The sequence below is a fragment of the Marinitoga okinawensis genome (assembly GCF_055387075.1).
Map to the genome: position 1 here is coordinate 1,986,394 of NZ_AP042422.1, position 23,277 is coordinate 2,009,670.

A 23,277-nucleotide genomic window follows, 5' to 3' on the forward strand; every position below is an offset into this window, starting at 1 on the left:
CGGATGTGAGTTTGACACGACCTGCAAAATGAGAATTTTTGAGGATTTAGAATTTTCACCTGGTGAAGAACATTATTTTATAATTTTCTTCATTTTTTCAGATTAGCAATCAAGCGTTTGAATGAGTTTTATTTTGATTCCAATTTTGAGGATTTAGAATTTTCCATATTAATAATTATTATTTTTTGAAAATACTTTGTATTTAAATGTAGGGTTTGTCTATAATTTAAAATCCCCCGAAATCGGGGGATTGATATTCTATTATTATTCTGTCCAAATTCCACCTATTGCTACAATATTATCCATATCATCGTTTGTTCCAGACCCAATTTCAGCTTCTTTTGTTAATGACAATACTCTTAAACCACCTGTTCCAGCAGCAACATATATATAATCACCATCAACATATATTTCTTCTGTAGCTCCATCACCTATATCTATCTTTGAAATAGTATTTGTATTATTATACGAATCAAGATTTTCTGGATCAGAAAGATCTATTGTTATTACATAATTTACAACAACCCCATCATTATTATCGTTATCCATATAACCAATATAAGCATTTCCATTAGCTAAGTATATAGTATTAGCTATTGCATCTTCTGTATTATCAGAATCTGTATCATCGTCACTATAATCATAAACATCTACTACGTCTGGATTATCTGGGGTAGAAATATCTATTACTACAAGTCCATTCTCACCATCTGCTATATACGCATAATCACCATCAATTGAAATATCTTTTGGATCTAAATTTCCATTTCCTGGTGTATAATCAGAATCTGTTGAATAATCATAAGTTGTTTTATGTGTAATATCACCGTTATTATCAACTTGAAATACTACCAATCCATTTGTTCCATCTATTACATAAGCATAACCGTTGCTATATGCTAATCCTCTAACATCATTTGATAAACCTGTATTATCTTTATTATGATAAACAGGATTAGTACCATCAGTTAAAGTTACTGTCACTAAACCAAGATTAGTATTATCTGAATCTAACAAGATAGCAAGATCTACATCATTATCATCATCTGCATCTACAACTTCTACATATTGTGTATCAAAATTATTTCCTCCACCATCATCACTAATTGCACTATCATGTGTAGGTGCAGTTGGATTAGATATATCAATTACTTCTAATCCATCTGGTCCTGCAGCAACATACGCATAATTTCCATATACTTTTATATCATTCATTTCAGAATCATTAGCATTAGCATTATTATCATTTATATCATCTGATGTTATTTGCTCTGGAGAATCTTTTTCACTTATATCACCTATTACAATCATTGATTCAGAAACTCCTGCATTTCCAGGTTTTCCTAAAATCAACGGAGTTTTAGTTGTAAAGGAATATATATCACTTGAAATTTCTGCTCCATTGTCATCTTTTGCTACCACTTTCCAATAATACTTATGACCATATTTCATATTAGCATTAGGAATAGTATATGATTCATCTGCTTGATTCGGAGAAACCACTGCACTCGGATCTTCATTTTCATCAAAATAAACATCATATGAAACAGTATCTCCATCATATTCTTTTGATTTCCAACTTATTGTTTTATCTGCTGTCGGATCCACCTTACCTGATTTATCTTCTGGAGATAAATTATATGGTTTTTTAGGTGGTCTGTTACCACCTGTTGCTGCACTATTTCTTTTAAACACAGGCCATTCTGTTTCAGCAATGCCTTCATTTTGAGAATCATATATTACATAAAATTTATTATCTAAAGATCCTGCGTAAATATTCCCATCTTTACCTATTGCAACACTACCGCTTATTGCTTTCTGAGCATCGCCAAACACCCATCTGGATGTTCCATCATCTTTTACTGAATAAATCTTACCATTGGATAACGGAACATATAATATATCATTTGAACCCTTTACACCAAGAGAAATTGGTCCTGCAGGTTCTATTTTTGCATCATATTCTCCATTTGATAATTTAGTAGTTTCTTTACCACTTAAATCGGGTTTCAAAGCAAAAACTTCACCTTCTTGAGTAATAACGTAAACAATATCAAAACTTCCTATTACTGGCGAATATTTTATAGAAGACTCTAAATCATATGAAGCTTCAATTTTCCCATAATTTCCACCTGTTGAATCTATATCTATAACATATATCTTCCCTGCTAATGTTCCTATATATAATTTTTTATTTGTATTATTAATAGCCCCTGCCGCCACCACTTGTTCTTCAGCTTGAGCATTTAGAGTTATTGGATCAAATAATTCTGTTCCATTTTTATCTAAACCATAAATTTTTCCATCATATGCGCCAAAATATATATTTTCATCATTATCTAAAATTGGACTTGCTTTTATTTTTCCTCCTGCTAAATACTTCCATTTTAATTCTCCGTTATTCTTATCTATAGCATATAAATAACCATCTGTTGATCCAACATATATAGTATCAATTCCTATTGCAGGCGAAGAATATATTGGAGACCCTATAATGTATTCCCAATTAGATGTATTATTATTATTAATAGAATATAATTTCCCTTCTAATGTTCCAAAATAAACATTTTCATCATTATCAACTGCTGGAGTTGTTGTTATTGGACTATCAACTACGTATGGTTCTTTATAATCTTCACCTGTTGGTTTAATTGCATATAATTTTCCTCCACTTTCATCATCTGCACCAAAGTAAATAACGCTATTTGGTGAGAATATAATACCAGTTCTTATGGGATTTTCAACATCTTTTACTAATTTTTGACCACCATTTTTATATCCTCTTGTGGTAAAGGTTAATACTTTACTAGATGTTTCACCACCCTTTGAATCTTTTGCAACTACTTTCCAATAATATGTAGTGCCTTCATCAAGAGTACTTTCATTATAAGTATAAGGTGGTGTTTCTTCTATACCATTTACTAAATCATAATTTGATGGTGATGTTCCAAAATAAAAATAATAAGTTATAGTATCACCATCATCATCTGTAGCATTCCAATTAAAATTAATATTTTCTGTATCTATCGAACTACCATTACCATTTATCAATGCTGGTGAAAATACACTTGTTACAAATTCTGGTAATCTATTTTTATTTTTAATAGTTATATAAAATTCAACTTTTGTTGGATCATTTATATGTTCATTATCCCATGCTTTTACAACAACCTTTTTCGTTACAGAATCACCATCTGTTACCATATCATAATCAGGAGTAAAGGTTAATGTTCCTTCTGTAGATACTTCAAAACCATCATCTGATTTTAATTCACTTTCTTCATCTCTACCATAATATATTTCATCACCTTCAGGATCTTCAAAGTATTGAGATAAATCTAATGTTAATGTTTCTGTTTCATATACTTCTTGATCTTCTATACTTGTAGCTGATGGTTTAAGATTTGATTGTTTTTCTGTATAGAATGAAAAAACTTTCTCTGTTGTTGCATCTCTACTATCTGTTACAACAACTTTCCAATAATATGTTTTTGTTAAAGAATCTGTTGAATTCTCTAATTTATCATATTTCTTTGTTATATCATAATTTGGAACCACATCAGATGAAAATGTAAGATTCGTTGCAAGTAATGTTAAATTATCATCTGATTCACCAAAATACAAATCATATGTTAATGTATCGCCATCTGGATCTTCAGAATACCATTTTAACACAGGTTGAATCGTAGATTCGTCATTATTTTCAGGATCTACAGCTATAGGTTCAAGTGGCACATTATTAGGTTCTGCTTTATCAAAATTAGCAGCGATAACAGAGAAATCATTAATATCTATTGAACCATCAGCAAAGGCTGAATCATAAATATCCTCCCAACCTTCTTTTTTATATAAATTATATGCTGGTGCTATATCATAATCTTCACTATATGATGTATCTCCTTCTTTCACATTACTATAATTCGAAAAATCTTTTACATCAATTATATCAACAACTCCATCATTATTAAAATCTCCTAATAATTTAGGATCTCTTAATTTTAACTCTCCATCATAAAAATTTACATTCCCTGATGAAGATATTACAATGCTTCTTTCTTCGCCGGAATTAGGATCGTTGGCAAATTGTATTCTACTAATACCTATTTTACCCTTACCATTTTCATCTTTCTTTGCTTTAAAATAAATTTTAAAGATTTCATTATCTTCCAAATCTATTTCTTCGCCATTTATTGTTGAAAGATTTATTTCTATTTCACCATTTTCTTCATCAATTGTTGGAATCATAATTAAACTACTACCACTTACAACAGGAAATGAATATACTCCTTTTTCTCCTCTGTATTGATCAACTTCTAATAAATCTTTATCATAAGATATTACTAAATTTAAATTTGTTACTCCCATAATATTTTTTGCATATATTGTTACCTCTCCATATCCATCTTTATTCATTTCTTCATCTATAATTGATAAACCGTCTTGAATAGATTCTGAACTCACTTTTGTTTTATCAATATCTATTGGAGCATATGAAATAACTTTTAAATCTACTTTTTTCTTTAATTTAAGTAAAATGTCTCCTTTTTTAAAAGGAATTCCAATTTTAGCGAGCATTATACTATTTCTTTTTTTATCTTTCATACTTAAAATATCTTTTTCAATTATATAGTCTTCATTTTCATTTCCTGAAATTTGAAGTTCTAACCCTTTTAAACTTTTCTTTAATACTACATCTCCATTATCTTTTACTTCAACAAATTCATTTGTGTTTAAAAACGAAATTTTATCATTTTCGTTTTGTGAATTTACTGAACTTAAGTTTTTTTCTTTTGTAAGACATCCTGATAAGAAAATCATAACCAACAAAACTGTTATAACAAACAAAAAATTCTTTTTCATAATCATCCCTCCTAATAAATTTTTATTTGCCCTATATCACTACAATCTATCTCAAACCCATCTGGTGAATCATGTACGCCATAGGCATCGGAAAATCTTACAATTGTTTTATCTACTACTTTTATTCCTTTTAAATATATTTTCAATAAATCACCATCATATGATGAATAAGAATCATTAAAAACAACATTTATTTTTATATAATTATCTCCCAAGGTTACTTTTTCAAAATATATATTTTCTTCATCAAAGTTCCATACTACACCATTTTTTCCTTTTGAGGTATCCACTTCCAAATATTCTGGATCATATATAAACTTAAAAGAAAATCCTCCAACATCATTTCCTTTACTCAAAAATATATTTACATAATTACTATTATTTAATGCTATCTGTGTATCTTCAACATTTAAAATTGCAGGTTCTTCTTTTGTTGTAAACATCCAAATATCACTTTTTGTTTCTAAATCTCCATCTGTCGCAATAATCTTCCAATAATATGTTGTTTGATAATCTAATACTGCTTCAATGTTATAATTATTACTTTCATAATTATCAACAATTTTTACATCTTCACTTTCATTTTCTACTTTTGTTTTATCATCACTAAAATATAATATATATTTTAAATTATCATTATCTGGATCATTAACTTCCCAATTTAAAACTACATTTTTTATTTCAATTCCGCTATACTTAGCTTCTGGGCCAACATTATGATTTAAAATTATAGGTTTTCTATTTACATTAGTTACTATAATTTCAAATATTGAATCTGTATATTCATATCCATCGCTAACCCTTATGGTTACTTCATGCATTCCTGAAGCCTCATAATCAGCATAATATTCATAATTAGTTGCATCATCTGTTGTAACTATTGTACCTGGACCTGATATAAGGCTAAATGTGAGGCTATCCCCATCTTCATCTGAAGCATAATCTGATAAATTTATTGTCAACGTGGAATTTTCACTCATTTCTTGATCTGGAATATTTAAAGTAGGTTTTGCATTTTCTATGTTTTTTGTTGTAAAGCTCCATACTTCAGATTCAGAAGAATCTCCATATTCATCTGTCGCTACGACCTTCCAATAATATGTTTTATTTATATAAATAGTTGGAGAATATTCTGTTTTTCCAAGATTTTCCGCAATTTTAGAATTTTCTCCTTTATTTTCTACATCATTTTTATTCTCGCCAAAATAAACTGTATAAGTTATTTTATCTCCGTCTACATCTAACGATTTCCATTTCAATTGAATATTTAAATCTATTCCAGTTGCATTATTTGATGGATATATTAATTCTGGTTTTTCTGGAGGATTATTAATTGTAGTAGCAGATACTTCATTTGAATAATCTGAAACAGCTATTATATCATTATTTTCTTCTTTTATAGCTCTAATCTTATAATAATATTCTTTTTTTCTTTCTAAATTTTTATCTGTATATTCTGTTTCATTTGTTTTACTGAGAAATTCATACTTATCATTATTTTTCCTATATATTTCATATCCTGTTGCATTATTAATTTGATTCCATTGAAGATTTATTGTTGATGTTGAATAGGAAGAAATAGTTAATTGTGGTGCTTCTAAAGTTTTTGGTGGATCTTGTGTTTTAAATGTTATCTCATCACCTTTTACTATTTCATACCCATCAGAAACATCTATTCTAAGGGAGTATGTTTTTCCATATTTCAAATTTATTGTATATTTTGTATCTTTAACCTTATCTGATTTTATAACTACATTATTTTCTTTTATTATTAATATATACTCTAAATCATCATTATCCTCATCTTTTGATGAATTCCAGGTTATATTTACATTATCAGGTGATACTTTAGCATCTTTTATTGGAAAAATAACCGTTACTTTAGAGGGTAATCTATTTGGTATTTCAATAGATTCTTCCACTGGATCTGAAACAAAATTATTTTTATAATACATTATTTGATATATATAAGTTTGATGTGGATTAAAATCATAATCCGCATATTTCGTGATCTTATTAGAATTTATAACTTTTATTAATTTATAATTTTCGTCATTTTTGTTTTTTTTGTATATTTCATATTTTTCTGCAGCAGGAATTTGATTCCATGATAGTTCGATAAAATTATCTTCAAATTTAATTTTTAAATCTAAATTTTTATTATCAGGTAGAAAAACACAAGATGTAAGTATTACTGTTAACACCAAAATTATCATCATTATTAATTTTTTCATACTTCAGTATCACCTCCACTTCTCCTTTTTGTTTTATCGACTATTTCTTTTACTTACTTTAATAAAATAGTTAATTTTTTCAAATATATAAATATAATTAAAAAATACTATAATTTATTCAATATTTAAATAATGGAATTTTTAAGAATATTTTAAGTTTTTATAGTATAATAAAATTTGAACATTATCTTTTTTAAACGGTCTAAAAGATGGAAAAATAAATGGAGGTGGTAGATAGATGTTCTTTTATCCTTTTTGGTTTGATCCAACATTCATAATATTATTACCTGGATTAATCCTTTCTTTAATTGCTCAAGCATCTGTACAAAGTACTTTTTCAAAATATTCAAAGGTTATTTCTTCAACCGGTGAAACTGGTGCGGAATTTGCAAGAAGAATGTTAAGCTCTTTGGGATTATATGATGTTAGAGTAGAAGCTGTATCAGGTTTTTTAACAGATCATTATGACCCAAGAAATAAGGTTTTAAGGCTCTCTTCTGCAACTTATTCTAGCAGATCTGTAGCTGCATTAGGAGTAGTTGCACATGAAGTAGGACATGCTATGCAACACCAGGGAAAATATTTACCTTTAGTTTTAAGAAATTTTTCCGTTCCTTTTGCTTCTATAGGGTCAAACTTATCCTGGCTTTTATTTATTATTGGGTTTTTATTTTATAGTCAAACATTAATACAATTGGGTATATTGTTATTTTCATTTGCTGTTTTATTTACTTTAATTACATTACCTGTTGAATTCAATGCCAGCGCAAGAGCTATAAAAACTTTACCTTTAATGGGTATGCCAACATCTGAAGTGGTTCATGTAAAAAAAGTTTTAGGAGCCGCCGCAATGACTTATGTTGCTTCTGCAGCAATGGCAATTTTGCAGCTTTTAAGAATGATAATGATTGCAGGAATGTTTGGTAACAGAGATTAAAAAAATAGATGGCAATTAATATGCCATCTATTTTTTTAATATAAGATGTCAATAAAGCCCATTTTCCTCTATTTCTTTTTGAACTTTATTTAGAGCTTCTGTTGGATTTATTAATCCTTTTAATGTCATTATTATATATTGTCTTAAAATTTCTGAAAATTTATTATATTTTATCAACGATGGCCTATTAATTGCATTTTCGAGTTCAAGAAGTTTTTTATAATTATAGTTTTTTTCTTTCATATAATCTACATACATACTTTTATATGACGGAATTTCATAATCAAATTTTTTAAAAAAATCTTTTTTTGTCAACATTTTTATTTTATCTACTGATTCTTTTATATTATTTGAATTTCTTAATATCGCTAACCCTTGATAGCCACTTACAGTAACAGTAGGTCTCTGATTTATAATATCTTCTGATACTGGAATAATTTCTAAATCACCTTTTCCTACTATTTTTGAATATCTACTATCCTCCATATATCTGGATTGATATGTCCAATTTGTAGTAAACGCAGCATCACCATTAATAAAAATATCTAACACATCATTTTCTTTAAATTCTAAAGACATGGGATTTATTAATTTTTCATCCAAAAGCATTTTCATAAAAGTCAAAGCTTTTATTGCCTCTTTAGAATTTATTTTCAAATTTCCATTATCATCATAATATTTCCCTCCGAAAGCTCCTAGCAACCATGTGAATTCACAGGTTAGGGCTTCTGTATTTTTCCACGAATCTACTATTGGATATTCTAAAATCCCTTTTTCTTTTATTATTTTAGCTTGCTCAACCATTTCTTCTAATGTTTTTGGTGCATGATCAAATCCTGCTTTTTTTAATATCTCTTTATTTACGTAAAAATGTTGAATATTTATTAAATATGGTAAAGCCCAAATTTTTCCATTATATTTAAATTGATCCAAAATATAATCCTGTATATCATTAAAGTATTCTTTTTCTATTAAACCATCTAGTGGATATAATAAACCCTTACTTGCTAATTCTGGTATCCATATTAAATCAACCAAAACTATGTCATACAAAGGTTTTTCTGAATTCACGGATATATTTATATTTTCATGCATTTCTTCATAAAATTTAAAAACAACATCTAAATTTTGTATGTTTTCTTCCTTTATATAATTTATCAAATCTTCTGGTTGATACCCAGCCTGATACATATATAAAAACTTAACTCCAAAAATTGTTATACTAAAAATGGCGATACTTAATGTTAAAATTTGTTTCATACTCACTCCCCCAAAATTTGCTTATATTTTTTTAATTTGTACTGTAATGTTCTCAAACTAATGCCTAAAGCTTTAGCGGTTTTTGTTTTGTTACCATTATATTTTTTCAAAGTCTTCAATATTACCTCTCTTTCCATTTCTTCTAAGGTTATCGCTAAAAATTCATTATTTTTTATACTTTTTTCAGCCGGATTAAGCATAATATCTATATCATTTATGTCTAACATTTTACTTGTATCAAAAATAATATATAATCTTTCTATAAAATTCCTTATTTCTCTAATATTGCCTGGCCAATCATAATCTGTAAGATATTCTATGGCTTCCTTTGTAAACTTTATTCTCTCTTTATTATATTTTTTTGAATATCTTTTATTAAAAAATTCTATAAATATCGGTATATCCTCTTTTCTTTCTCTAATTGGGGGTATGTTGATATTTATTACATTCAATCTATAAAATAAATCCATTCTAAAGTTCCCTTTTTTAACCTCTTCTTTTAAGTTTCTATTAGTAGCTGCAATAACTCTAACATCTACATTTATTTCTTTATTTCCACCTACTCTTTGAATAGTTCCACTTTCTAAAACTCTTAATAACTTACTTTGAATTTCAATAGGCAATTCACCTATTTCATCTAAGAATATAGTTCCTTTGTCTGCTAATTCAAATTTTCCAAGTTTGGATTTTTCTGCTCCCGTAAATGCTCCTTTTTCATATCCAAATAATTCAGATTCAACTAGTTCTTTAGGAATGGCTGCACAATTCACTATTATAAAAGGATTATCTTTTCTTTTACTAAACCTTTGAATATATCTTGTAAAAACTTCCTTTCCCACACCAGTTTCACCAGTTAATAATATGCTTGCATCTGTTTCTACTACTTTATTGACAATTTCTATTAATTTACGCATTATCTCTGATTGTCCAATAACAAAATCATCTTTCACACTTTCTTTAACAATATACTTTAGTTTTATATTTTCTTTTTCTAATTTTATTTCTTCATATGCCTTTTCCACAATAAAATTTAATCTTTTTAGATCTATTGGTTTTTTAATAAAATCAAAAGCTCCCGATTTCATTGAGTATACTGCATCCTCTACATCACCAAAACCCGTCATAATAATCACTTTTAAATATGGATTTATTTCCAGAAAATCTTTTATTTTTTCTGTTCCCTTTCCATCAGGAAGAATCATATCAAGAAGCATTATGTCAAAAGTATTTAAATTAATATTTTGAATACTTTTTAAATCATTATATACCTCAACTGAGTAACTTTGCTTTTCTAGATATTTTTTTAATATATTTGCACTATTTTTATCATCTTCTATAATTATTATATTGCTCATAATCACACCTCACAGTTAAATTCTATTATAAATTTGGTTCCATTCTTTGAGGATTCAAATTTTATATCTCCATTTAATTCCTTTACAATAGAATGAACTATAAACAATCCTATCCCACTCCCATACTGTTTTGTCGTAAATGGTTTTTTAAAAATATTTTCTTTATATTCTTCAGGAATTCCATAACCATTATCTTCAATAATAATTTTTATTTTTTTATTTTCCTTTGAAACATTTATTAAAATTTTCTTCTCGTCTTTCTTATTCTCTACCGCTTCTATTGCATTGTTAATAATATTATAAAACAATTGATTAAGGCGTTGAGGATTAGCATTAATTAAAATTTGTTCATGTGATTTGTTAAATTGTACTTTTATTGAATCTTCTAAAAATCTATATTTTAAGAGATTTAATATTTGAGATATAACATTATTTATATTTACCCTTTTTTCATTTGATTCCAAAATAGCTTTAGAGGATAATTCTCCTACAATTGAATCTATCGTTTTTATCTGTTCTACCAATAAATCACTTATGTTTTCAATCTTTTCATTACCTTCAAACTCCATTTTTAAATATTGCAAATTAAGATACATCGAATTTAAAGGATTTCTTATTTCATGTGCAGCAATCCTTCCAAATTTTTCTTTCTCTATTAATCTCTCATTTAAGGAATATAAATCATTCATTTCTTTTTCTAAAGATATATCTCTTATTAATACTAATAAAGAATTATTATTTAAAACTTCCCTGGTAATTTCAACTAATCTTTGTTCATTATTTACACCAATAGAATAAATTCTATTATTAGATTTTTTTATCTCCTCTTCACCTAATTCATCCAAAATTTCATTACCAAAATCATTTTTTATTTTTACACTTCCATCTATATCAAAAAATATAATTCCTTCATATAAATTTTCAACTAAATATTTTAATGTATTTCTTTCTCCCTCTAAGTTTTTTATATTTTTTTCTAATTCTTTTTTCATATTTTTAAGATTAGTAGATAGTGAATTTATTGATTTTACTAATTCTATATATCTATTATTTTCGAGATTTTTACTCTCTATCTTTACATCAAAATCGCCTTTAGCAATATCAGAGATAGTTTTTATTGAAAGTTCTAATGTTCCTATATCCTTTCCAAAATAAAATAATGCAAAATATATTAACAAAGGAAAAAGACTTAACCAAATTATAATAGAAGTATTTAAGTTCGAAGATATATTCTCAAAAAATATATCTTTAATCTTGTTTTGAATATTACTTAATTGAGAAATATCAAAAGATAAAATTATTTTTATATCATTTGGAATATTAATAATCTTTGATGGATATTTTGATTTTCCTGAAATTATAAAATCTTTCTCTAACATAAAATCTTTATAGAAATTCGCATTTTGAAATATTCTATGTTTCTTACCAATTACAGAAATTATCGATACAGATGATAAATTTAAGGAATCTAAAAATAATCTATCCATTTTTTTTGAAGCATATACAGAAACATTATTATTTTTAAATCCTGAAATAATATAGAAGTTTTTTTTACCTTCAAATATACCCTCTTCAACATTTTTTATGTCCGGAAAATCACCTATTTTTATACTTTTCTCATCATCAATATCAATTCTAATTCCATCAACATCTGAGGATTTTAATAATTCATTAATATATAAATTTAATGTATTCAACAATCCAAATTTTGCATAATCTATAACCCTTTGATTTTCAAGGATTTTTTTCGAGAAATTTTTTAATACATTTTTTTGCTCATATAAAACATTTAGTGTTGTTGGATATATTTTATTAACCATTTCAAATCCAAAATCATCTATTGTAGTTGTTGTATATTCTGTAAGTTCATTGAATAAAACATTAGTTATATATATCTTATTAAACAGTGTAATAATAATTGGAAAAACAGCAAATATTATTATTATAAAAATAAATCGTCTTTTCAATGACATTTTTTCACCTCATTTTTGCGCACCGCATGCAATTTTTGCATAGTTATTATACTACTATTAATTTTATTGCGCAATTTTTGCATTATTTCATAAAATTCATTTATACTTAATTAAATATTATAATACTCAGAATTCTTGATTTATATCAGATAAGCAAAAATATTTTTTTCATATTTTCAAATATAATTTCATTAAATTTTAAATTGGCACATTGTTGCTAATAATTATAATGGATTAAAAATATCATTACTATAAGGTGGAGGTGTAGGTATGAAAAAGTTATTATTAGCATTTTTAGTTGTTTTGGCAGTTAGTCTTTATGCTGTTGATATTGGTATTGTTCTTCCAACAAAGGATGAACCAAGATGGGTACAAGATGAAACTAGGTTTAAAGATGCTTTAAAAGATACAAATGTTTCAGTTGATGTTTTATTCAGTCAAGGCTCTCCTGCAATGGAAAGGCAAAATGTTGAAGCTTTAATTTCAAAAGGCATGAAAGTATTAATCATATGTCCTCATGATGCTGTTGCTGCTGCAGGAACAGTTGAAATGGCTAAAAAAGCTGGCGTTACTGTTATTTCATATGATAGATTAGTAACAAACACTACTGCTGTTGATTATTACGTAACTTTTGACAGCATTCAAGTTGGTAGAGCACAAGGTCAATTCTTAGTTGATCATGCAACTGGAAAAAACAATCCATTATATTTATATGCTGGTGCATTATCTGATAACAATGCTTTCTTATTCTTCCAAGGTGCTTGGGAAGTATTACAACCAAAAATCGCTGATGGAACATTTAGAATCGTTAATTCATCAGAAGCTATAAAATTACAAGACAAGAAAAATTTAACAAGAGAAGAAATGGCAAAAATCATAGGTCAAATCACAACAGACTGGAGTTTCACAGTAGCAAGAAGAAAAGCTGAAGATAATTTAACAAGAGCTAAAAAAACTGATAAAGGTACAGTATTTATTTTAGCTCCGAATGATGGTACAGCAAGAGCTATCGCTGATGCTTTCAGACAAGATAGAGATGTTAAAAAGTATTATGTTACAGGGCAAGATGCTGAAAAAGCTTCTATACAATATATACTTGATGGAAAACAATCTATGACAGTATTTAAAGATGTTAGATTATTGGTTAAAGATTCTATTGCTTTAGCTCAATTTGTTTTAAAAGGTGTTAAAATGATAACTCCTCAATCATATGACAACGGTGCAAAAATGGTTCCTGCTATTCAATCTGAAATACAGGTTGTTACAAAAGATAACGTGAAAAAAGTATTAATAGATTCTGGATATTATAAGGAATCAGACTTTAGATGGTAATTTAAAATGTAACTAAAGGGGTAGTGGAAACCGCTACCCTTTTTCAAATAAGGGGTGATCTTTTTGAGCGAATACATTCTTGAAATGAAAAACATTACAAAGGAATTTCCTGGTGTAAAGGCTTTGGATAATGTAAACTTCAAAGTAAAAAAAGGAGAAATACATTGTCTCATTGGAGAAAATGGTTCTGGAAAATCTACTTTGATGAAAGTGCTTAGTGGATTTCACAAATATGGAACATATGATGGACAAATTATATTTGAAGGAAAAGAGCAAAAGTTTAATAATATATATGATAGTGAAAAAGTTGGAATTGTTACCATATATCAGGAATTAGCCCTAATTCCTGAATTAACAGTTTATGAAAATATTTTTTTAGGTCATGAAATCAAAAACAAAGGCATAATAGATTGGAATAAAACCATTACAGAAGCTGAAAAAGAATTAAAAAAATTAGGTTATGAATTAGATACTTCAAAAAAGGTTAAAGACTTTGGTGTGGGAATTCAACAGATTATAGAAATTGCTAAGGCTCTTAGCAAAAACGTTAAATTATTAATATTGGATGAACCGACTTCAGCTTTAAACGAAACTGACAGTGAAAATTTATTGAAAATAATCAAAGAATTAAAAAATCATGGGATAACTTCGATTTTAATATCTCATAAATTAAATGAGGTTTTAGAAGTAGCTGATACTATTACCGTTTTGAGAGACGGATTAACTATAACAACAATTGAAAATAAAAATATATCTGAAAATGAAATTATTAAATATATGGTTGGTAGAGAAATTAACGATATCTACCCAAAAAGAACACATAAAATTGGAGAAAAAATTTTTGAAGTAAAAAATTGGAAAGCTTTTGATAGAAAAAGCGAAAGATATGTAGTTAAATCCGCTAATTTTTATGTAAAGAGAGGAGAAATTGTTGGTATAGCCGGACTTATAGGTGCCGGTAGAACAGAATTAGCTCATAGTATTTTCGGTAATCCTGATGATTATAAAGTTAGTGGAGATTTGTTTTTCGAAGGTGAAAAACGAGTATTTAAAGCTCCTTCAGATGCCATCAAGTCTGGAATAGCTTATGTTTCTGAAGATAGAAAAGGCAATGGTTTAATTTTAGATTTTGATATTAAAACAAATATTACTATTGCAAATCTAAAAAAACTATTAAAAGGATTTTTTATAAATGAAAATGAAGAAATTATAGTTTCTGAAGAATATAGAAAATCATTAAAAATCAAATCATACAGTATAGAACAAAAAGTATTAAATCTTAGTGGTGGAAATCAACAAAAGGTATCTTTAGCAAAATGGTTATTCGTAACCCCTAAACTTTTAATACTGGATGAACCAACAAGAGGTATTGATGTAGGTGCGAAACACGAAATTTATAACATAATGAATCAATTAGTTGAAGAAGGCATGAGCATTATTATGATCTCTTCAGAATTACCTGAAGTATTAGGTATGAGCGATAGAATTTATGTTATGGCTGGAGGAAAAATAACTGGCGAGCTTAGCAAAGATGAAGCAACGCAAGAAAAAATAATGTCTATGGCCGTAGAATATTAGGGAGGAAAAAGCATGTTAAAAGAATTAGGATTATTACTCAAAAAAAATATTAGAGAATATGGTATGTATATTGCTCTTTTAGCTATTATGTTGATTTTTTCATTTTTGACTGATGGATTATTTCTTTCTGCAAGAAATATCAGTAATTTATTTAACCAAATGGGTTATATAGCTGTTTTAGCAGTAGGTATGACTTTAGTAATAGTAATAAGGCATATTGATCTTTCTGTAGGTTTTGGTTCAGGATTTATCGGAGCTATAGCTGCAATATTAATGATGTATCATAATATGCCAGTAATTCCAACAATTTTGATAGCTCTTGCATTAGGAACTTTTTTTGGTTTAATTAATGGTTTTTTAGTCTCATTTATTGGTATTCCTTCATTTGTTGCAACTTTGGCTGGTATGATGATTTTCAGAGGTGCTCTCTTAGTTGCAACAGAAAAAAGCGGAACTATAATAATTTCAAACGATACTTTCAATGCTCTTGGAAATGGTTTTATTCCTGACTTTTTTCATAATGAAAATATGCATATTACTACATTATTAATAGGTGTAATAATAATTATCCTTTACTTAATATCAGAAGTAAAAAAAAGAAATAATAAAATGAAATACAACTTTGAAGTTTTATCTGTTCCTGTATTTATATTAAAATTATTATTAATTTCTTCTATAATTGCTTATATATTTTGGATTTTAGCAAGTTATAATGGCTTATCTTGGACATTTGTAATTGTTTTAATCGTTGCTTTTATATATCACGTTTTATCCACTAAAACTGCATTGGGAAGACATATTTATGCTGTTGGTGGAAATCCAGAAGCTGCTAAATTAAGTGGTATTAGCATTAATAAAATTACTTTATTTGTTTTTGGATCTATGGGATTCTTAATGGCCTTATCTGGTATATTGTATGCATCAAGATTTCAATCTGCCACACCTACTGCAGGAACATTATTTGAATTAGATGCTATTGCTGCTGCATATGTTGGTGGTGTTTCAGCAGCTGGAGGTGTTGGTAAGGTTACAAATTCTATTGTTGGTGCTTTAGTTATGGCGTCTCTCATAAATGGAATGAATTTAATAGGTGTAGGTATTTCATATCAATATATTATTCGTGGTTCTGTTTTAGTTGCTGCTGTTATATTTGACATAAAAACAAGAAACAAAACTTCATAACTCTCCCTAAAAAACCCCCGAAATTTCGGGGGTTTTTTATATTACCTATAATGTTAAACAAATATGATATAATTAAATGTGTGATTTTAACTTTTTTGACAACATATATATTATTTTTTTAAGGACGTGGGTCTATGAATATTAATTTCGATGAGTTTGATTTTCTTTATATTTTTCTTGATAAAGATGGAATAATAAAAGATATAAATAAGTTTGGGTGTAATCTATTAGGATTACCCAAAAATAAAATCATTGGTGTTAATGTTTTTGAAAATTTTATTCCAGAAGAAGATAAAAAAAATAGGTTATTAAATTTTAAAACCTTTTTTTATGATTCTAAAAATATTTTCAAAAAACAATCAATAATGAAATTCATCAATCCTGAAAAAAAAATAATTTATTTAGATTTACATAGTACCATTATATATAATGAGAAAAATGAAAAAATCGGATTTGTAAGTTTTGGATTTGATGTTACAGAAAAGATTAGATATGAAGATTTAAGAGAAAAAATTGATAAAATTCATCAATTGATAATAAATACTTATACTTCATCTGATGAAAAAAATATTTATCAATTTTTCTTGGAGGAAACTATAAAAATAATTAACAACGCTGATGGTGGTAGTATTTTGATGAAAAGAAATGATGGATTATTTCATTTTGTTGCTGCAGTAAATTTTGATCTAAAAGAATTACAAAAAGTTAAATTAACCAAAGAACTTCTTTTCCCTACAGATACTGTTATTATTAAAAAAAATATTGAAAATAAATATAGAAGTGAAAAAGATTTAGAAATAATGTTATCAACAGGTAAGATTAATAATATAGAATCTACCCTTTCTATACCTATATTTATCGATGGGAATTTAGAAGGTTCTATTAACCTTGATTCATTTAAAAGAAAAGACGCTTTTAATGCGGATGATATCGCTATAGGAGAAATAATTTCAAACGAATTATCCCAAGTTTTAAAAAGAAAAAAATTAGAACAGAGATTAAAATATCTTGCTTTACACGATCAATTAACAACATTGCCAAATAGATTATATTTCTATGAATACTCTGAAAACTTAATAAAACTAGCTAAAAGAAAATCTACTCAATTAGTCTTTATCTATATAGATTTAAAAAAATTTAAATTAATTAACGATAATTATGGTCATGATACTGGAGATCATTTTTTATATGAATTTGCTGATGCTCTAAAAAATTCTATTAGAGAGAGTGATTTTCCTGCTCGAATTGGTGGTGATGAATTTGTTGTCATTTTATGTGATTCAAATAAATCAGACGTATTAAAAGTTGTCAATAGATTAAAAGAAACATTAGACAACCCTATTTTATATAAAAATATTAAATTAAAAATAGATTTTAACTCTGGCGTTTCCTTTTTTCCAAAAAATGGAAATAATGTTAATGATTTAATTAATCTTGCAGATAAAGCCATGTATAAAGCAAAAAATTCAGATAAATTAATTGAATTTTATGAGGGAGAATTATAAAATGTTAAGAATTAATAACATAAAATTACCTTTAGACCATTCAATCATGGATTTAAAAAGAGAGATTGCAAAAAAATTAGCTATTCATACAAAAGATATAAAAAATATCTATATTAGAAAAAAATCCATTGATGCTAGAAAGAAAAATGATATGATATATTTTATATATAATATTGACTTTGAAGTAGAAAACGAAGAAATTCTATTAAAATATGATTTCATTTCAAAATCTCCAAATTACGATTATTCATTTCCAAATCCAGGAAATATTCCTTTATATTCAAAACCTATAATTGTGGGTTTTGGACCCGCTGGAATGTTTTCCGCTCTAATTTTAGCTGAAGCTGGATATGAACCAATAATTTTAGAACGTGGCAAAAAGATAGATGAAAGAAAAAAAGATGTTAATAACTTTTGGAACAATGGCAAATTAAATACTGAAAGCAATGTCCAATTCGGTGAAGGTGGTGCAGGAACATTTTCTGATGGAAAGTTAAACACATTAATAAAAGATAAATATAACAGAATCAGAAAAATGCTTAATGAATTTGTTGAAGCCGGTGCACCTGAAGAAATTTTATATATAAACAAACCTCATATAGGAACTGATAAGCTGGAAATCGCAGTAAAGAATATTAGAAGAAAGATAGAAAAGCTTGGTGGAACCTTTTATTTTAATTCTAAAGTTACTGATTTCATTATTGAAAATAATAAAATCAATGGAGTAGTTGTAAATAACTCAGAAAAATTATATTCTAATGTTGTTATTTTAGCCATAGGACATAGTGCAAGAGATACTTTTAAAACATTATTTGAAAAAGGGGTTAAAATAACTCAGAAACCATTTTCTATTGGAATTAGAATAGAACACTTAAAAGAAACAATAGACAAAAGCCAATACGGAAAATATTATAATCACCCCAAGCTAAAAGCTGCAGATTATAAATTATCCTATAGAGCAAAAAACGGTAGAGCAGTATATACATTTTGCATGTGTCCCGGAGGATATGTTGTTGCATCTGCATCAGAAGAAAATATGGTTGTTACTAATGGAATGAGTGAATTTGCACGAAACAATATAAACTCTAATAGTGCAATTTTAGTAAGTATATCACCTGAGGACTTCCCTTCAAAACATCCTCTTTCTGGAGTAGATTTTCAAAGAATATATGAAAAAATGGCCTTTGAGATATCTAACTCATATTATGCTCCTGTTCAACTATTTGGTGATTTTTTAAAGCAAAAAAAATCATCTAAATTTGGTAGCGTTAAGCCAACATATAAACCGGGAACAAGATTTTATGATTTAAATAAAATTTTTCCTGATTATATTTCTTCTTCATTAAAAGAAGGAATATTGACTATGGGGAAAAAATTAAAAGTTTTTTCAGATTATGAGTCTTTGTTAACGGGTGTGGAAACACGCAGTTCTTCACCTGTAAGAATAGAGAGAAATGAAGAGTATGAAAGTGTTAATATTGAGGGATTATATCCAGCAGGTGAAGGTGCAGGATATGCTGGTGGTATTACATCATCAGCAGTAGATGGTATTAGAATAGCTGAAAAAATCATTAGTAAATATAAAAAAGGATGGTGAAATTATTAAAAATATATTTATATTTATGGATTATCAAAATCAGCCTGTTGATCCAGAATTGATAATTGAAAAAATTAAGGAATTGGGGAAAATCGTTGGAGGAAAAGCATATGCTCATTGGTCAAAATATCCTGCAACAATGTTTTCGTTTTCAAGACATGGCATTGAATTAATAGAAATGCCTGAGGATGGTTTTGAAAACAAAAAAGGAAATGACATTAAATTAGCCATTGATGCTATTGAAACCATGTTTTCATTACCTCATATCGACGGTTTTGTACTTGTAACTGGCGATGCGGATTTCGTTCCATTAGTAAAAAAACTAAGAATATATGGAAAGGAAGTTATTGTAGTAAGTAGAAGTAAAAATACTTCTAAAGAAATGGAACTTTCAGCTGATATTTTTATTCCATATGAAGAAATAGTAAAATCAGAAAAAATAGAGGATAAAGATACTATAGAAGATATTGTAGATGAAATAATAAGAATTATAGAAGAACATCAGTATAACGATGTAAATGAAAGTATTATTAAAAGAATAGTTACTGGTATGAAAATAGACTATAGAAATTTTGGATTTTTATCTTATAATGATTTTATTAATCATTTAATAAAAGAAATAAGAAATGAATTTTATTCAAAAAATGGTGAATATAGTGAGTATGAAGAAAATTATATGAGATATATAGAAAGATTACTCGCTACAAGTGTTATACCATTAAAATTAGAACAATTGGTAGAAAAAGCTCAGGAGAAAAATCCATGGATCACAAAAAATTCAAAATACTCACTTAAAGAGTTAATTATTAAAATGATTGAAGAAAAAAGGCTTTGGAAGAATTCAAAAGGCTATATACTTGTACCTATACCAAGAAGATGGGAAATCAAACATGAAAAAATATTACCCTATCCAGAATTTAGAGATAAATTTATAGATTATGTATATAATTTATTTAAAGAAAAAAAAGCAAATTCGATTATAGAAGCCATACACTCAGCTAAAAAAGATTTAAATCTTACTAATAAAGTCGTAGGTTCATTTGGAATCGCATTAAAATTTTCTGGTAAATTTATTGGTAAAGATGGTAGTGATTATGTAAGTATGAAAACTCCTGTATATTTAAATGCAGATTTTAACGAATTTAAAATTGCTGTTGAAGCTTTTTATCTAAAAAGCATTTTAAAAGATGAAGACATACATGAAAAAAATCTACCTATAGTTGCAAAATATATTTATGATTCAGAAAATATCAAAAGACTAAATGAAGTGATCAATAATTTGATGGATTTACAAGAAATATTTTATGTAAAACCGTATTATAAATACTATAAAAATCTTAATAAATAATAGAAAATTAGGTGATTTAATGAAAAAAAATATTTTTATTATTTTATTTCTCACGTTTTTATCTTTTTTAAGTGCAGAAAATTTAATAGTGGGAATATATGAAAATAAACCGCTAACCTATAAAGAAAATGGTGAATATAAAGGGTTGGCAATTGATTTGCTAAATGAAATTGCCAAAAAGGAAAATTGGCATCTAACATATCAATATGACACATTTCCAAATCTTATAGAAAAAATAAAAAATAATGAAATTAATATATTAATAGATTTAGGAAAAACAAAAGATAGAGAATTATTTATTAAATATCCTTCACAACCTTTTTTTACAAATTGGGGTATAATTTATTCTAAAAATAATAATATAGATTCATTGCTCGATTTAAAAAATAAAAAGATAGCTGTTTTAAAAAATGATATATACTATACTCATGAAAATGGTATTAAAAATCTATCTAAAAAAATGAATTTAAATATTGAATTTCATGAATATAATTCATATGATGAAGTTTTAAAGGCAGTAAAGGATAACCTTTGTGACGCTGGTGTTGTAAATAGAATTTTTAATAACTCTTATAATCTTCATAAAACACCTATTGTATTTTTACCTATAGAAGTTTATTATGGTTTTTCAAAAAATACAAAGGATGATATTATAAATAAAATTGATTATTATTTAAACAAATGGAAAAATGAAGAAGATTCTATATATTTTTCTCTTATGAAAAAATATTTATATAATGAAAAATTTATTATTCCAGAATGGATTAATAAATTTTTATATTTTTCTTCTATAGTTATTATTACTTTATTTATCACTTCTTTAATTTTTTATATATTATTTATAAAAGCCACAAAGAAATCGAAAGGAAAAAATGAAGAATTAGAGGCTTATAATAACGAATTAGCTTCGATGAACGAAGAACTAGAAGAAAGTTACGCAAATATAGAAGATATGAATTTTAAATTAATTAAACTAACAAAAATAATGTCTAAATTAAAATTTTCAAGTACTTTTGAAGAATTTTACAATGAATTATTAAGAACTGCAATATTTTTAATACCAGAAGCAGATTATGGAAGTATTATATTTATAGATTCAAAGAAAAATCAATGGAAATTTTTAAGTGCTTATGGACATAATTCTGAAATGCTTAAAAATATTACATACGCCGCTGGTCATACACCTACAAAAGAAAAAATCAAAATAATTGATAATATTGTCGAAAACGAAAGAATAGAAATGAATAATGAATCATATAAAATACTAAGAGAAGCCTCAAAACCTATAAAACAGACAATGATTTATGAAATAAAATTAAAAGAAAATCAATGGATTAATTTTTGCCTTGATATTGATATTAATAGTGAAAAAACATTTTCTGAAGAATCAAAAGAAATCTTTGAGATATTTGCAAACCTTGCTAGAGCCTTTTGGATTGAAAAATTATCCTATGAATATATCAAAGATACATATCTTAACCTTGCTAATAAATTAGCTTCAATTGCCGAAGAATATGATGACATTACTGGAAAACATATATATAGAGTGGCAGAGTTTTCGAAATTTATTGCAGAAAAACTCCATTTAGATAAAAAATTAATTGATGATATTTATACTTATTCTCCCCTACATGATATAGGTAAACTTTTTATAGATAAGTCTATCCTATTAAAAGAAGGCTCTTTAAATAAAAATGAATGGGAAGAAATGAAAAAACATACTCTTTATGGTGCAAAAATTTTAGATGATCCTTATTTTATTATCGCAAAAAATATAGCTTTATATCATCATGAAAAATATAACGGTGAAGGGTATCCATACGGTTTAAAAGGGAATGAAATTCCTATAGAAGCACAAATTGTTGCATTAGCAGATGTTTATGACGCTTTAAGGAGTGATAGATCATATAAAAAGGGATTTTCACATGAAATTGCTGTGGAAATAATATTAAAAGGTGATGAAAGAACAAAACCAGAATTCTTCAACCCAGAAATTTTAAATATATTTGAAAATTTTCATTATGAATTCAAAGAGATTTATAATAATTTCAATAAAGATAATGGCACATTTTAAATTCTGTTCTTTTTTATGTTGATTTTTTGTCATAAATGTAGT

Annotated in this window: 13 protein-coding genes; 8 read left to right on the plus strand and 5 right to left on the minus strand. The window is 26.8% G+C overall.

All coding sequences use genetic code 11. The features are described 5' to 3' along the window. Window positions 1-264 precede the first annotated feature (264 nt). Complete coding sequence (locus ACZ5CK_RS09640; protein WP_464581596.1) at window positions 265-4,860, minus strand: outer membrane protein assembly factor BamB family protein; 4,596 nt, start codon at window positions 4,858-4,860, stop codon at window positions 265-267. Between the two features lie 11 nt (window positions 4,861-4,871). Next, window positions 4,872-7,094: a fibronectin type III domain-containing protein gene (locus tag ACZ5CK_RS09645; RefSeq protein WP_464581597.1), complete on the minus strand. Its 2,223-nt coding sequence runs from the start codon at window positions 7,092-7,094 to the stop codon at window positions 4,872-4,874. Window positions 7,095-7,332: 238 nt separating this feature from the next. On the opposite strand from ACZ5CK_RS09645, the gene ACZ5CK_RS09650 reads away from it, so the two are divergent. Continuing rightward, the gene (locus ACZ5CK_RS09650) at window positions 7,333-8,031 is read left to right on the plus strand and encodes a zinc metallopeptidase (protein WP_464581598.1); all 699 of its coding nucleotides are present in this window, start codon (window positions 7,333-7,335) and stop codon (window positions 8,029-8,031) included. Window positions 8,032-8,079: 48 nt separating this feature from the next. On the opposite strand, the gene ACZ5CK_RS09655 is transcribed toward ACZ5CK_RS09650, so the two are convergent. From ACZ5CK_RS09655 to ACZ5CK_RS09665, 3 genes are read right to left on the minus strand one after another with little or no spacing between them, the layout of a single operon-like run. Next, a complete protein-coding gene (locus ACZ5CK_RS09655) occupies window positions 8,080-9,291 on the minus strand; it encodes an extracellular solute-binding protein (protein ID WP_464581599.1) in 1,212 nt (403 codons plus the stop codon). Between the two features lie 2 nt (window positions 9,292-9,293). Then, entirely contained in the window at window positions 9,294-10,646 is a 1,353-nt protein-coding gene (locus tag ACZ5CK_RS09660; protein WP_464581600.1) for a sigma-54-dependent transcriptional regulator, read from the minus strand. Window positions 10,647-10,648: 2 nt separating this feature from the next. Continuing rightward, entirely contained in the window at window positions 10,649-12,619 is a 1,971-nt protein-coding gene (locus ACZ5CK_RS09665) for a sensor histidine kinase (RefSeq protein ID WP_464581601.1), read from the minus strand. Between the two features lie 270 nt (window positions 12,620-12,889). Between ACZ5CK_RS09665 and ACZ5CK_RS09670 the strand changes: the two genes are divergently transcribed. The 7 genes from ACZ5CK_RS09670 to ACZ5CK_RS09700 all read left to right on the plus strand — a co-directional run bounded on the left by ACZ5CK_RS09670 (window position 12,890) and on the right by ACZ5CK_RS09700 (window position 23,235). Further along, complete coding sequence (locus ACZ5CK_RS09670) at window positions 12,890-13,951, plus strand: sugar ABC transporter substrate-binding protein (RefSeq protein WP_464581602.1); 1,062 nt, start codon at window positions 12,890-12,892, stop codon at window positions 13,949-13,951. 63 nt (window positions 13,952-14,014) lie between these two features. Further along, window positions 14,015-15,529 carry an ATP-binding cassette domain-containing protein gene (locus ACZ5CK_RS09675; RefSeq protein WP_464581603.1) on the plus strand — a complete coding sequence of 505 codons (1,515 nt, stop codon included), beginning with the start codon at window positions 14,015-14,017 and terminating at the stop codon, window positions 15,527-15,529. A gap of 12 nt (window positions 15,530-15,541) precedes the next feature. Next, window positions 15,542-16,711 carry a sugar ABC transporter permease gene (locus ACZ5CK_RS09680; protein WP_464581604.1) on the plus strand — a complete coding sequence of 390 codons (1,170 nt, stop codon included), beginning with the start codon at window positions 15,542-15,544 and terminating at the stop codon, window positions 16,709-16,711. Between the two features lie 134 nt (window positions 16,712-16,845). Continuing rightward, window positions 16,846-18,216 (plus strand): sensor domain-containing diguanylate cyclase, encoded by a 1,371-nt coding sequence (locus ACZ5CK_RS09685; RefSeq protein WP_464581605.1) that lies wholly within the window; start codon window positions 16,846-16,848, stop codon window positions 18,214-18,216. A 1-nt stretch (window position 18,217) separates the two neighbouring features. Next, entirely contained in the window at window positions 18,218-19,813 is a 1,596-nt protein-coding gene (locus ACZ5CK_RS09690; RefSeq protein ID WP_464581606.1) for an NAD(P)/FAD-dependent oxidoreductase, read from the plus strand. Between the two features lie 25 nt (window positions 19,814-19,838). Then, the gene (locus ACZ5CK_RS09695) at window positions 19,839-21,161 is read left to right on the plus strand and encodes an NYN domain-containing protein (protein WP_464581607.1); all 1,323 of its coding nucleotides are present in this window, start codon (window positions 19,839-19,841) and stop codon (window positions 21,159-21,161) included. 19 nt (window positions 21,162-21,180) lie between these two features. Then, window positions 21,181-23,235, plus strand: coding sequence for an HD domain-containing phosphohydrolase (locus ACZ5CK_RS09700; protein WP_464581608.1), 2,055 nt, complete (start codon window positions 21,181-21,183; stop codon window positions 23,233-23,235). The last annotated feature ends 42 nt before the right edge of the window (window positions 23,236-23,277 follow it).

Bases quoted from the DNA above. Each gene is read 5' to 3' on its own strand.
- ACZ5CK_RS09640 (WP_464581596.1), bottom strand. From the start codon at position 4,860: ATGAAAAAGAATTTTTTGTTTGTTATAACAGTTTTGTTGGTTATGATT.
- ACZ5CK_RS09645 (WP_464581597.1), bottom strand. From the start codon at position 7,094: ATGAAAAAATTAATAATGATGATAATTTTGGTGTTAACAGTAATACTT.
- ACZ5CK_RS09650 (WP_464581598.1), top strand. From the start codon at position 7,333: ATGTTCTTTTATCCTTTTTGGTTTGATCCAACATTCATAATATTATTA.
- ACZ5CK_RS09655 (WP_464581599.1), bottom strand. From the start codon at position 9,291: ATGAAACAAATTTTAACATTAAGTATCGCCATTTTTAGTATAACAATT.
- ACZ5CK_RS09660 (WP_464581600.1), bottom strand. From the start codon at position 10,646: ATGAGCAATATAATAATTATAGAAGATGATAAAAATAGTGCAAATATA.
- ACZ5CK_RS09665 (WP_464581601.1), bottom strand. From the start codon at position 12,619: ATGTCATTGAAAAGACGATTTATTTTTATAATAATAATATTTGCTGTT.
- ACZ5CK_RS09670 (WP_464581602.1), top strand. From the start codon at position 12,890: ATGAAAAAGTTATTATTAGCATTTTTAGTTGTTTTGGCAGTTAGTCTT.
- ACZ5CK_RS09680 (WP_464581604.1), top strand. From the start codon at position 15,542: ATGTTAAAAGAATTAGGATTATTACTCAAAAAAAATATTAGAGAATAT.
- ACZ5CK_RS09685 (WP_464581605.1), top strand. From the start codon at position 16,846: ATGAATATTAATTTCGATGAGTTTGATTTTCTTTATATTTTTCTTGAT.
- ACZ5CK_RS09690 (WP_464581606.1), top strand. From the start codon at position 18,218: ATGTTAAGAATTAATAACATAAAATTACCTTTAGACCATTCAATCATG.
- ACZ5CK_RS09695 (WP_464581607.1), top strand. From the start codon at position 19,839: ATGGATTATCAAAATCAGCCTGTTGATCCAGAATTGATAATTGAAAAA.
- ACZ5CK_RS09700 (WP_464581608.1), top strand. From the start codon at position 21,181: ATGAAAAAAAATATTTTTATTATTTTATTTCTCACGTTTTTATCTTTT.